This window comes from Streptomyces sp. NBC_00358, assembly GCF_036099295.1.
Taxonomy (GTDB): Bacteria; Actinomycetota; Actinomycetes; order Streptomycetales; family Streptomycetaceae; genus Streptomyces.
In genome coordinates, this window is sequence record NZ_CP107976.1 from 6,063,036 (window position 1) to 6,075,751 (window position 12,716).

General features: G+C 71.8%; 9 protein-coding genes. All 9 read right to left on the reverse strand.

The window, feature by feature from the left end:
- Positions 1 to 97: 97 nt before the first annotated feature.
- Entirely contained in the window at positions 98 to 1,552 is a 1,455-nt protein-coding gene (locus OHT01_RS25830; RefSeq protein ID WP_328555503.1) for a PP2C family serine/threonine-protein phosphatase, read from the reverse strand.
- A 3-nt stretch (positions 1,553 to 1,555) separates the two neighbouring features.
- On the reverse strand, positions 1,556 to 4,246 hold the full coding sequence (locus tag OHT01_RS25835; RefSeq protein ID WP_443043548.1) for a tetratricopeptide repeat protein: 2,691 nt from the start codon (positions 4,244 to 4,246) through the stop codon (positions 1,556 to 1,558).
- Positions 4,247 to 4,334: 88 nt separating this feature from the next.
- A complete protein-coding gene (locus OHT01_RS25840) occupies positions 4,335 to 5,669 on the reverse strand; it encodes a hypothetical protein (protein WP_328555504.1) in 1,335 nt (444 codons plus the stop codon).
- Between the two features lie 78 nt (positions 5,670 to 5,747).
- Positions 5,748 to 6,764 carry a glutamate ABC transporter substrate-binding protein gene (locus OHT01_RS25845; RefSeq protein WP_328555505.1) on the reverse strand — a complete coding sequence of 339 codons (1,017 nt, stop codon included), beginning with the start codon at positions 6,762 to 6,764 and terminating at the stop codon, positions 5,748 to 5,750.
- Positions 6,765 to 6,778: 14 nt separating this feature from the next.
- Positions 6,779 to 8,272: a hypothetical protein gene (locus OHT01_RS25850; protein ID WP_443043440.1), complete on the reverse strand. Its 1,494-nt coding sequence runs from the start codon at positions 8,270 to 8,272 to the stop codon at positions 6,779 to 6,781.
- Between the two features lie 286 nt (positions 8,273 to 8,558).
- Positions 8,559 to 9,572 (reverse strand): N-acetylglucosamine kinase, encoded by a 1,014-nt coding sequence (locus OHT01_RS25855; protein WP_328555506.1) that lies wholly within the window; start codon positions 9,570 to 9,572, stop codon positions 8,559 to 8,561.
- On the reverse strand, positions 9,569 to 10,834 hold the full coding sequence (locus tag OHT01_RS25860) for a 6-phospho-beta-glucosidase (RefSeq protein ID WP_328555507.1): 1,266 nt from the start codon (positions 10,832 to 10,834) through the stop codon (positions 9,569 to 9,571). Before OHT01_RS25860 ends, OHT01_RS25855 begins: the two co-directional genes overlap by 4 nt.
- Before the next feature lie 2 nt (positions 10,835 to 10,836).
- Positions 10,837 to 11,730 (reverse strand): carbohydrate ABC transporter permease, encoded by an 894-nt coding sequence (locus OHT01_RS25865; RefSeq protein ID WP_328555508.1) that lies wholly within the window; start codon positions 11,728 to 11,730, stop codon positions 10,837 to 10,839.
- 3 nt (positions 11,731 to 11,733) lie between these two features.
- Positions 11,734 to 12,708, reverse strand: a complete 975-nt coding sequence (locus OHT01_RS25870) for a carbohydrate ABC transporter permease (protein ID WP_328555509.1) — start codon at positions 12,706 to 12,708, stop codon at positions 11,734 to 11,736.
- Positions 12,709 to 12,716 lie beyond the last annotated feature (8 nt).

Below are 12,716 nucleotides of genomic sequence, written 5' to 3' on the forward strand. Positions count from 1 at the left end.
TTCTCTGTCCCCCTCGGGCCTCCGTCGCTGGCGGAGGTGATGACTGTGTGCGGACCGGTCCCCTCCGGTCCGCGGCCGCCCCCGTTCGTTCGCGGCCTCAGGCCGATCCTGCCCCCTGGGAGGGGGCGGGGAACGGCATGACGGCCACTGTTACGTTGTCGTGGCCCCCGCCGTCCAGGGCGTGACCGACCAGAACCTGGGCGGTGTGCAGCGGCCGCTCGGCGGCGTCGAGGGGGACGGCCTCGGCCATGTCCTCCGCCGCCTCCGCGTAGTTCCACAGCCCGTCGGTGCACACCACGACCACACCCGGCCGGTCGGGCTTGAACGAGACGGTGTGCGGCTCCAGTTCGTACGCGTCGGCGCCGAGCCAGCCGGTGATCGCGTGGGCACGCTCGTCGGCGTACGCCTCGGCCTCGTTCATCAGGCCCGCGGCGACCATCTGAGCGGCCCACGAGTCGTCCTCGGTGAGCCGGGCCGGCAGCGAGGAGCGGTCGACGGGGACCCAGTAGACGCGGCTGTCGCCGACCCAGCCGACGATCAGCAGGGTGGGCGTGACGACCGCGCCGACGATGGTGCAGGCGGGCGCGTTCACATGCGGAGCGTGATCGCCCTGCGCGGTGGACGGGTCGGCCAGCGCGTTGACGGCCTCCGAGGCCGCGACGATCGCCTCGTGCATGGCCTGCTGGGGGTGCGTGCCCAGCGGAAGCGCCGACAGGAGCGACTCGTTGGCCGCGCGGGACGCGGCGAGCGAGGCCTCGTCCGGGCGGGTCGCGGAGGAGACCCCGTCGCAGACGATCGCGACGACCGCGGGGGAGCCGTCGGGCAGCGCGGTCGAGGAGATCGCGAACGCGTCCTCGTTGCGGTGGTGCCGCAGCCCCCGGTCGCTGACCGCGGCGACCGCGCCCAACTCCTGTTCCATGTGGTCCCGTTCCCGTGGCTGCGCGTGCCCGCAGTTCTCGCAGTAGCCGTCGGTGTCCACCTGGCCCGAACGGCAGGCCACGCACAGTTTGGCGCCCGCGGGGGGAGCCGGGAGGTCGGCGGTCCGGGGATCGGCGGGGACCTCGCGGTCCGGGCCGTCGGCCGGGTGGCCCTCCGCGGTCCGGGCCTCGTCGGCGGGAGGGGCGAGCGGGTACTCGTCGGGCTCCGGCGACCGGTCGAACCGCACGCCCGACGGCTGCCCGGTCGGCCGCTTGGCGACGGACGGCCGGATACCGGCCGGATCCCCGTGCGGGTGCTCGGCGTGCTCCGGATGTTCCGGGTGCGGCAGTTCGGAACCGCCCGAATCGGTGCCCCGGATGTCGGCGGCGCGGTGCACCGGCGCGGGCACGTCCGTGCTGTCGACCTCAGGCGCCAGGGGCCAGTCCACGGACGGGCCGGCCGGCACGGGGCCGGCCGAGGTGCCGTTCATGGTGATCGTGGGATGGTCCTGAGGCGGTGCGGACACCGCCGACAGGTCGTAGCCGCAGGCACCGCAGAAACGATCGGCCGCCTCCAGCGGCTCCTCGCAACTGGGGCACCGCGAAAGGGCCGTCGGCTGGGGCATCTGGGACATCAATCACACCCACGTCCGGGGGCGGTAACGGTTGGCACGTTCCACCAGGTCGATCCTCTCCTCGCCGCCCCGAGCGAGCCGGGCCAGCGTCCGGTACGAACGTTCGAGGCCGAAACGGAGGCCCCGTTCGTCCAACTCGCTGCCGAGCAGCGCAGGTCCGCCGCCGGAGGCCGGAGCGGAACCCTGGCTACCGGAGAGTACCCAGTCCAGCGCGCAGCCGAGGACCTCCGTCGACAACTGCTCGCGCCGCACCGCGTCCAGACCGAATCCGTCGAGCGCCTCGACCTGCCCGGCGGCCGCCGTCAGATCCGCCAGGAACGGCGGCGCCGCGGCCTCGGCCGCCGGCCGCTGCCGCAGCCGCGCCCGCACCGCCGCGACCCGGGCCGCCGTGTAGTGGATCGACGACTCCGGCACGGATTCCAGGGTGCGTACGGCGCCACGGCGGTCCCCCGCCGCGAGCTGCACCCGGGCCAGCCCGAACGCGGCGCTCACATAGCTGGGGTCGGTCGTCCACACCAGACGGTAGTACTCGGCGGCGTTGTCCAGTTGACCGAGCACCTCCGCGCAGACGCCCAGCGCGAGCTTGGGCGCGGGCTCGCCGGGGAAGGCGTCGTAGATCGCGTCGAAGGACAGTGCCGCGATCTCGTTCTCGCCGGTCGCCAGCGCCGTGACACCGCGGTACCAGACCACCCGCCAGTCGTCCGGGTGCTCCGCCTCCAGTGCCTCGACGGCCGTGCGCGCGCTGCCCGGTTCACCCATCTCCAGCCGGGCCCGGAGTTCCCGCAGCAGCAGTTCGGGTGAACCGGCCGGCGCCGCTCGCAGCGCGGCGATCAGCTCCGCGGGCGCGGACGCCATGAGCCCCGCGAGGAAACCGGCGTTCGGGTCGCCCGGGTCCACCCGGGGGACCGGCAGCGCGAGCGCGGTGGCCGGCGCCTGAACGGGCTTGACCAGGTCGCGGGAGGCGGCACCGGGAGGCAGCGGCCGCGTCCCGTTGGTCCCCGCCGACAGCGGGAGCGCGCCTTTTCTCCCGCGTACGGGGACCACGCGGGCCCCCAGCCGTGACACGTCCTCGTTCGCCCTCCCGAACAGCTCCGTGTCCGTGACCTTGGTCTCGGGCCCGAACAGGGTCGACAGGGCGGGCCGCGCACGCCCCGTCTGGACCGAGACCACCTCGCGCAGCACGCCGGTCAGCTGCTCGGACATCTCCTGGGCGGAGGCGAACCGGCGGGCCGGGTCGGGGTCGGTGGCCCGTACGAGGAGCCGGTAGAAGGACTCGTACTGGCGGAAGACCTCGATGTGGTCCGGGTCGGGCAGGGAGTCCACGAAGACGTTCGTGTAGCCCTGGAAGTCGAAGGACAGGACGGCGAGCGTACGGGCGACGGTGTACAGGTCGGAGGCGACCGAGGGGCCCACCTCGGCCACCTCGGGGGCCTGGTAGCCCACCGTGCCGTAGATGGCCGACTCCTCGTCGTCCATCCTGCGCACCGCGCCCATGTCGATCAGCTTGAGCTGGTCCTCGGTCTGGATGGCGTTGTCGACCTTGAAGTCGCAGTACAGCAGGTTGCGGCTGTGCAGATGGCCGAGGGCCTCCAGGGCCTCGATGCCGTACGCGCAGGCCTGCTCCACCGGCAGCGGGTCGCGCTTGCCGTCCGGCGTACGGCGTCCGTTGGCGAGCTCCTTCAGCGACTTGCCGCCCACGTACTCCATGACGATGTACCCGTCCAGCGAACCTGTCCGCTGGTCGAGGTGCTCGACGAAGTTGTAGATCCGCACGATGTTGGCGTGCTCGATCTCCGCGAGGAAGCGCCGCTCGGAGATCGCGGCCGCCATCGCGTCCTGGTCGCCCGTGTCGAGCAGGCCCTTGAGGACCACCCAGCGGTCGGACACCGCGCGGTCGACGGCGAGGTAGACCCAGCCGAGCCCGCCGTGCGCCAGACAGCCCATCACCTCGTACTGGCCGTGCACGATGTCACCGGTGCGCAGCTTCGGCACGAACGAGTAGGGGTGGCCGCACTTCGTGCAGAACCCCTCGGTGCGGCCGGGCCGGTCACCGCGCGCGCGTCCCACCGGGGCACCGCAGTCGGAACGCGAACAGAACCGTTTGCGCTCGGGTACCTCCGGGTTCTCCTGGACCATCCCGCGCGGGTCGGGCCGGGGCACGCCCGGGACCTCCACGAGCCCGGCACCGAGCCGGCCCCGCCCGGAGGAGGACGCCGTCGAACCGGAGCTGCGGACCGACACCGAACGGCCCGTCGAGCTGCCCGACAGCGACAGCGACCGAGACAGCCGGCCCGACACCGAGCGCCGCGACTGCGAGGAGCGCGACGACGTACGCGAGCTGGCGCGCGAACTTCCGCGCGCACTGCCGCTGTCGGAGCCGCGCGAGCTCCCGCCGCCTCCGGTCGGGCCGGTCGGCGGCGAACTCACGCCGCCCTCGCCGGCCGCCTGGCCGCTCCCGGACCGGGTCGAGCCCGGCGCGGACCCGACCGGGGCGAGCCCGCACGTGTCGCAGTACAGGTCGCCGCCGCCCATGTCCTCGTACGACCCCTCGCAACCGGGCCGTGCGCACGTCCGCCCACTCGCCGGCTGCTCGCCCGCACCCGGCGCGGGCACGCTTGCGGAACGGGTGGAACCCGGTCTCTGTTCGACGGGGGCGAGCCCGCACGTGTCGCAGTACAGGTCGCCGCCGCCCATGTCCTCGTACGACCCCTCGCAACCGGGCCGTGCGCACTTGCGCTGTTCACTCACCGGCTGCTCACTCACGCCGCTTCCCCTTCAACGCTCACGCGTCGGGCCCCCTCCGGTCCGCACGGTCATGAGGCCCGCCCTGCTCGGGCACCTGCGGGCTCAGCAGTTCGGCGGCCGCCCGCTGGTAGCGCAGCACCGCCTCCTCCGCCACCCGCAGATCGCAGGGAGCGCTCCACAGCACGCGCCGGGCCGCGTCGTAGCGTTCCACCAGGAACGGGTCCTCGGCGAAGCCGTGCCGGGTGATCTTCGCCTTGTAGGCGTCCAGCCGGCCGCGCAGTTCCGCGCGGACCGCCAGTGGCTGGGTGACCGCCGTCAACGACTCGCGGGCGCGCAGGAGTTCGTCCTCCGCCTTCTCCTCCAGCGCCTCCAGGAGCGGCGAGAGGCGGTGCCACTGCGCGTGCCTGCGGTACTCCGCGGCCGTCGACAACTGCTCGTGCAACGCCGTCGGCGGACCGCTGACGGCCGGCACCTCGGAGGCTGCGATCTTCGCGAGCACCTCACCGCGGGCACTGCGCGCCTCGGCGAGCGTGCGGTCCGCGCGGCTGAGGACGTCCCGCAGCTTCACCAGCCGGGCCTCGGCGTCCTGCCGTACGGTCAGTACCGCGTCGATCTCCCGGCGCACCTCCTCCAGGGCGCGCGCCTCACGGTCGTACGCCGTGGTGTCGGGCCGGCCGCCGCCCGGCGCCGAACTCCCCTGCGCGGGAACCCAGAAGGCCAGCGGGTCGGAGACGACCCGCTCGCGCAGGGTGGTCAGCGTCCGGGTGATGCGCTCCAGGTCGTCGCCCGAGGGGTGCTCGCCGGGGCGCACGCCCACGGAGTGCGCGAGCGCCCGGGTGCGCTGGAGCTCAGCGGCCAGTAAATCTATCCGGGCGGGCAGCGCGGACCACACGGCGTCCGCGGTGACGACCATGTCGAGCGAGGCTGCGTACAGCTCGTTCATCCGGTCCACCAGCGCGGCCGGCGAGAACCGCTCGCTGAGCTTGCCGGTCCCGGCCAGCGTCGGCGCGTTCGCGGTGGCCGTGGTGGAACCGGCGACCGTGATGCTCGAACCGCGCAGCAGCTCGGTCAGTTCGACCAGATCCTCACGGCTGGACCAGCGTCTGCGGGAACGGATCTCGCGTGCGGAGCGCAGCGCGTCCGAGTACGCGTCGAAGTACGCCCACAGCAGGGTGATCGACGCGTCCGCGGTCGTCCAGCGCTCCTTGGTGGTGCCGGTGAGTTCGGCGCCTTCCAGGAGTCTGCGGCCCGCGTGGTCCTGCAGCGCGAGGAGCGAGGTCTCGATGGCCTCGTGCTCCGCGCCGAAGCGCGCCAGCGCACGGTCCGCCTCGTCCCGGTCCATCACCGGCCCGGGGGGTCCCGTGACGCCCATCGATCACCTCTCGTTCTCGTGCGTTCCCCGCGCGCTCGGTGTGTGCGCCCGGCCAACTCTCCAGTGGTATCAGGTCGGTCACTTGTACTGGGCGACGGGCAGGTTCTCCGAGGGGGAGTTCGCCCCGAGGGTCGCGGCGAGCCACCGGTCGTACGACTGCCGCCAGCCGTCCTTGCGGTAGTCCGCGAGGATCCGGTTGACCCGGCGTACCAGATCGTCGGAGCCCAGTTTCATCGCCACGCCGTAGAACTCGGTCGTGAAGATGCCGCCCTTGAGCTCGACGGTGGGGTCCTGTGCGGCCTGGCTCGCGGCGAGCGCGCCGTCGGTCACCACCGCGTCGACCTCGCCGAGTTGGAGGCGCACCAGACAGTCGAGCTGGTTGGGCACGGGCGGAGCGATGACGGCGGAGGGGGCGAGCGTGCCGGCTTTCCGGTCGGCCGTGAGCCGGTCGTACGCGGTGGAGGTCTTCGCGGAGCAGATCTTCTTCTTGGCGAGGGTCTTGTCGTACCCCGTGATGTCGGACTTCGTCGGGGCCAGCACCTGCTGGCCGGTCTTGAAGTAGGGCGCCGAGAACGCGACTTGCTTGAGACGCTCACAGGTGATCGTCATGGTGCGCACCACCATGTCGACCTTGCCGCTCTGGATCGCAGGGATGCGCTGGCTGGTCGGTATGGCCCGGAACTGGACGGCGTTCGCGTCGCCCAGGATGTCCTTGGCGATCGCGTGGACCAGGTCGATGTCGAAGCCCTCCAGGTCGCCGCCGGCCTCCGGGTTGTTCGGGTCGCGGTAGCCCCAGTGGTAGCTGTTCTGGTCGACACCGACGATCAGCCGCCGGTCCTTGCGGTTCTTGATGGCGTCGATCGTCGTCCCGTCCGCGCCCGACGGGGCGAGGCTCAGGTTCTGCGGGTCGGTGCACTGGGCGGCCCTGGCCTGGGTGCCCCGGGCCAGGCCCTGCCCGCCGAGGTCCGTGCCGCCGGTGCCGCGCGCGGAGTCCGGCAGCAGCAGCGCGAGGACCAGGGCCGTCGCGCAGGCGACGGCCATCGCGCCCACGCCGCCCCAGCCCCTCAGGCTGCCCCTCAGACGTCGTGCGATCATCGCCGCTCCCCCTCTCACCGGTACTCCGACAGCCTGCGGCCGACGCCGAACACCGCGCCCGCCGCGGCCAGTACCGCGAGGACCGCGGCGCCGAGCGGGAGGCCCGTCATGGCGCCCAGGCCGTCGCTCGCCGCCTGCTGGAACTCGCTCTCCTCGTGCGTCAGCGCGTACTTCAGGTTCTTGTCGACGCCGTCGAAGCAGTCGCCCGTGGGCTTCTTGTCGGTGGAGCCGATGACCCGGTCCAGCGCGAGCTGGTACTTGCCGTCGTTGTCCGCCGTACGGGCTTCCCGGTGACGCTGCTTCCACACCTTCATGTTGGCGGTCGCGGCCTGGACGGGCTTCTCGCCCGCCGGGTCGTCGGCGAGGTCCGCCGCCACCGCGAGACCCTTCGTGAGCGCCTTCATGTCCTGGTCGAAGTTGTAGTCGTACAGGTCCACGGTGGTCTTGCCGTCGGCCAGGGTCTTCGTCTCGGCGCCGCGGCTGACCAGGGTGAGGTTCTCGTTGCCGCGGGCCTTCAGGGAGGCGATCTGGGCCCTGTGCAGCACGTTCAGGGAGCGGACCCCGTGGTCGTAGGACTCGTTCAGCCCGGACCGGGCGACCGTGTGCCCGACGGTGAGCCACAGCAGCACGACCAGGGAGGCCGCGCTGGCGGCGGCCATGCCCTGGTTCAACACCCGGTTCGTACGGCGGTAGTTGCGCCGCTGGGCCCAGGCGAGGGCGCCGAGCGCGACGAGACCGAGGACGATCGCGGCCCACGGATAGGGCTTCGCGTCGGCGTAGTCGGCGTTCAGCCGCTGGTTCTCCCGGTTGTAGAGCTGCTCGGCCCTGGGGAGCATGTCGTGCTGCATCTTGTCGTTCGCGTACCGCAGATACGCGCCGCCCAGCGGATAGCCCTGCCGGTTGTTGGCGCGGGCCCGCTCGATCAAACCCTTGTACTCGGGGAGCAGTTCGTTGAGCTGGGAGATGGTCCGGGCCGAAGGGGAGCCCGGCTCGGAGCTGTTGGCCGCGGTGATGAGCTTCGCGGCGGCCGTCCTGATGTCCTCCTCGTAGCGGTCGCGGGAGGCCTTCGTCTCCTCGCCGCCCGCGAGGAAGCCGCTGGAGGCGGCGGTGTTGGCGTCGGCGAGGGAGCGGTAGATGTCCGCCGCGCTCGCGCTCAGCGGCTGGCTGCTGTGCAGCACGTTGCCGGCGGCGGCCGAACGTTCCGTCATCTGCCAGGCGGTGACCGCGCCGAACGCGACGACCAGCAGGGCGAGGACGGCGCCGATGATCCGCAGCCGCCCCGGTTCCGTCGTCGCCGCCGCACGCAGCCGGTCCACACCCTCCGCCCACGCCGTACGGCGCGGTGGGGCGCCGGGCGCCGGGGGGACGTTCCGCGGGGCGCCGGACCCGGTCAGGGGCACGGGGGGTCCGCCGGGCGGCCCGGGAGGCCCGGACTGCGCCGGTACGGACGGCATCGTGGGCGCGCCACGCCCCGGTGGCGCCGCGCTGCCCTTCGGCGGCTGTGTCACTTTTGACCTCCCCCATGGTCATCCGATCGGTCATGCTCGCCGCGGACGCGGATGCGTGGCCGCCCGGCGTACGTGCACGGCGGCAAGTATCGCCGCCGGGACCGGCATCCGCACAGGCCTTGCCTGGATCTTGTTCGGATCACGGCGCAGCACGATTCCCCCGCGCCACCCCCCTTCCCATGAACACGTGTTCCGGTTCTGTTTGGTTCCCGCCCCTTCGCGCCAGGTCATGGCGGTACGGGAGCAGTCGTCCACCCGGACCGGCGCCCCCGCCCCGCGGGTCTCCTCAGCCCCGTTCGTAGAAGGCCCGCACCCTCGCGTGGACCTCGTCCTGGGCCCGTACCCGGTCCAGGCCCAGGAGCGCCGCCCCCAGCACCGGCGGGGCCGTGACCACCTGGGGGACCGCCTTGGGCGCGCGGGCGGCCAGGAGTTCGCGGATGCGGTCGTCGAGCTGGGGATGGCGGGCGGCGAGAATGCTGCCGCCGAGCAGGACCGGGGTCTCCTCGCCGAGCAGACCGAGGCGGGTCAGGGCCACCGTGGACATCGCGACCACCTCCTCGGCCAGCCGGTCGACGAGTCCCCGGGCCACCGGATCGCCGTCCACCGCCGTGGCGAACAGCACCGGCGTCAGCTCGTGCCGCCGCGCGTTGCCGATGTGTTCCAGGTGCAGCGCCTCGATGAGCGCGTACATGGAGTCCAGGCCGAAGTGCGCGGGCAGGGTGCGGGCCAGCGCGGTCGGTCCGCCGCGACCGTCCTCGGCCCGTGCCGCGTGCCACAGGGCCTCCTCCGCCAGGCCCCAGCCGCCGCCCCAGTCACCGGAGATGCGGCCGATGGCGGGGAAACGGGCGGTGCGGCCGTCGGGCCGCATGCCGACGCAGTTGATGCCGGCCCCGCAGACCACGGCGACACCGCGCGGCTCGGCGATCCCGGCCCGCAGGATCGCGAAGGTGTCGTTGCGCACCTCCACCCCCGCGCCCCAGGCGCGCGCCTGCAGCGCGGCCGCCAGCCGCTCCTCCTCCACCGGCAGATCGGCGTTGGCGAGACAGGCGGAGACATGGTCGACCGAGGTGACGCCCGCCTCGGCGAAGGCGCGCCGCACGGCGTCGGCGACCGCGTCCACCGCCGTCTCGACGCCGACCGCCGGGGGCCGGAACCCGCCCCCGCGCGCGGTGCCGGTCACCCGGCCGTCCGCGGCCACCACGGCGACGTCGGTCTTGCTGTTCCCCGCGTCGATGGCCAGTACGAGGCCCGCGGGGCGGAGTCCGGCGGCCGTCCCGGCGCCGGGTTCCGTTGACGTCATACCCACGCGAGGTGCTCCCGGTTGTGCGCGATCAGCTGGTCGGTCAAGGTGTCGGCGTAGGTGTACTGCCCGACGAGGGGGTGCGCGAGCAGTGCCCGGAAGACCCGGTCGCGGCCTCCGCGCAGGGCGGCGTCCAGGGCGAGGTCCTCGTACGCGGTCACGTTCGCCATGAGGCCCGCGTACAGCGGGTCCACGGCCGGCACCGGCAGCGGTACGGGCCCCTTGGCGCCGACCGCGGCCTGCACCTCGATCACCGCGTCGTCCGGCAGGAACGGCAGGGTTCCGCGGTTGTACGTGTTCACCACCTGGTAAGGGCTGCCGCCCCCGCCGAGCAGCGCGGCGGCGAGGTCGACGGCCGCCTCCGAGTAGTACGCGCCGCCCCGCTTCGCCAGCAGTTCCGGCTTCTCGTCGAGCGCCGGGTCGCCGTACATCGTCAGCAACTGCCGTTCCATCTCGGCGACTTCGGCGGCACGAGAGGGCTTGGTGCGCAGCTCCCGGACGACCTCGTCGTGTGCGTAGAAGTAGCGCAGGTAGTACGAGGGGACCACGCCGAGGCTCTCGACCAGGGCGCGCGGCAGACGCAGGTCCTCGGCGACGGCGGCGCCGTGCTCGGCGAGCAGCCCGGGCAGCACGTTCTCGCCGTGGGGACCGCCCAGGCGCACACCTGTCTCCCAGGTGAGGTGGTTGAGGCCCACATGGTCGAGATGCACCTCGGCGGGGGAGACCCCGAGCAGTCCGGCGAACTTCCGCTGGAAGCCGATCGCCACGTTGCACAGGCCGACCGTCCTGTGGCCCGCCTGGAGAAGGGCGCGCGTCACGATCCCCACCGGGTTGGTGAAGTCGATGATCCACGCGTCCGGGTTGGCGCGGCGGACCCGCTCGGCGATGTCCAGCACCACCGGAACCGTGCGCAGCGCCTTGGCCAGACCGCCGGCGCCCGTCGTCTCCTGCCCGACGCAGCCGCACTCCAGCGGCCAGGTCTCGTCCTGTTCGCGGGCCGCCTGACCGCCGACGCGAAGCTGGAGCAGCACCGCGTCGGCGCCCTCGACCCCCGCGTCCAGGTCGGACGTCGTGACGATCCGGCCCGGGTGGCCCTGCCTGGCGAAGATCCTGCGGGCCAGGCCCCCCACCAGCTCCAGGCGGTCCGCCGCCGGGTCGACGAGGACCAGTTCCTCGACCGGCAGGGTGTCCCTGAGCCGTGCGAATCCGTCGATGAGTTCGGGGGTGTAGGTCGACCCTCCGCCGACCACGGTGAGCTTCATGGTTAGCCCTTCACTCCGGTGAGCGTGACACCCTCGACGAACGCCTTCTGCGCGAAGAAGAACACGAGGATCACGGGGGCCATGACCAGTACGGTCGCGGCCATGGTGAGATTCCAGTCGGTGTGGTGCGCGCCCTTGAACGACTCCAGGCCGTACGACAGGGTCCAGGCACCCTGGTTCTCGGAGGCGTAGATCTGCGGGCCGAAGTAGTCGTTCCAGGCGTAGAAGAACTGGAAGAGCGCGACGGCGGCGATGCCCGGCTTCGCCATCGGCAGGACGACCTTCAGCAGGGTCCGCAGGTCCCCGCACCCGTCCACCTTGGCCGCGTCCAGGTACTCGTTCGGGATGGTCATCAGGAACTGGCGCAGCAGGAAGATCGAGAACGCGTCCCCGAACGCCATCGGGATGATCAGCGGCCACAGCGTGCCGGACAGGTCCAACTGCTTGGCCCAGAACAGGTACATCGGGATGATCACGACCTGCGGCGGAAGCATCATCATCGAGATGACCAGCATCAGCGACAGATTCCGGCCGCGGAAGCGGAACTTGGCGAGCGCGTAGGCGACCGGGATCGACGAGACGACGGTCAGCACGGTGCCGAAGCCGGCGTAGAGCAGGGTGTTCTTCCACCAGGTGAGGAAGCCCGGGGTGTCGAAGACCTTCTTGTAGTTGCCCCACTCCCAGGTGTGCGGGATCAGATCGCGGCTGAGTGCCTGGCTGTCGCTCATCAGCGAGGTCAGGAACACGAACACGAAGGGCAGTACGAAGAAGAGGGCGGCCGCGACACCGAGGGAGTGGACCGCGACCCACTCCAGGAGCGCCTTGCGGCGGGCGGTCCGCTCGGCGGGGGAGACCTGGGCGGCCAACTCCACCGGCTTGTCGAGTACTTGAGTCATCGGTCAGTCACCTGCCTGGATGAGACCGCCCCGGCGCCGCATCAGGAACGCGGTGAACACCATGGACAGGGCGAACAGCACGAGCGCGACCACACAGGCGGAGCCGTAGTCGAAGCGCTGGAAGCCGAGGTTGTAGACGAGCTGGGGCAGCGTGAGTGTCGACTTGTCGGGATAGCCGGGCTCGAACTGCGTGCCGGCGCCCTGGATCACACCCGAGGCGACCTTCCCCGCGATCAGTGGCTGCGTGTAGTACTGCATGGTCTGGATCACGCCCGTGACCACGGCGAACATCACGATCGGCGAGATGTTCGGCAGGGTGACGTACCGGAAGCGCTGCCACGCGGAGGCGCCGTCCAGCTCGGCGGCCTCGTACTGCTCCGTCGGCACGTCGAGCAGCGCGGCCATGAAGATGACCATCAGGTCGCCGATGCCCCACAGGGCCAGCAGGGTCAGAGCCGGTTTGGACCAGGCGGGGTCGTTGAACCAGCCTGGAGCCGGGATGCCGGCCTTCTCCAGGAGTGAGTTGACCGGCCCCGTACCGGGGTTGAGGAGGAAGGCGAAGGCCATGGTGGCCGCCACCGGCGGGGCGAGGTAGGGCAGATAGAAGAGGGTGCGGAAGACACCCGTGCCCGTCTTGATCTTCGTGATCAGCAGTCCGACACCGAGCCCGAACAGCACCCGCAGGGTCACCATGACGAGGACCAGCCACAGGGTGTTGCGCAACGCGGGCCAGAACAGCGGGTAGTTCTCGAAGACGTACTTCCAGTTCTTCGTTCCGCTCCACGTCGGCGGCTTGAAGCCGTCGTAGTGCATGAAGGAGAAGTAGACGGTCGAGATCAGCGGGTAGGCGAAGAAGACCGCGAAACCGATCAGCCAGGGCGACATGAAGGCGAGCGTCCGAAGCGCTTGCCGTCGGTGCTTCGCCGCGAGTTCGGGACTGCGGCGCTTCGAAGCCTGCGTGACAGTGACAGTGCTCATGGTCTGCG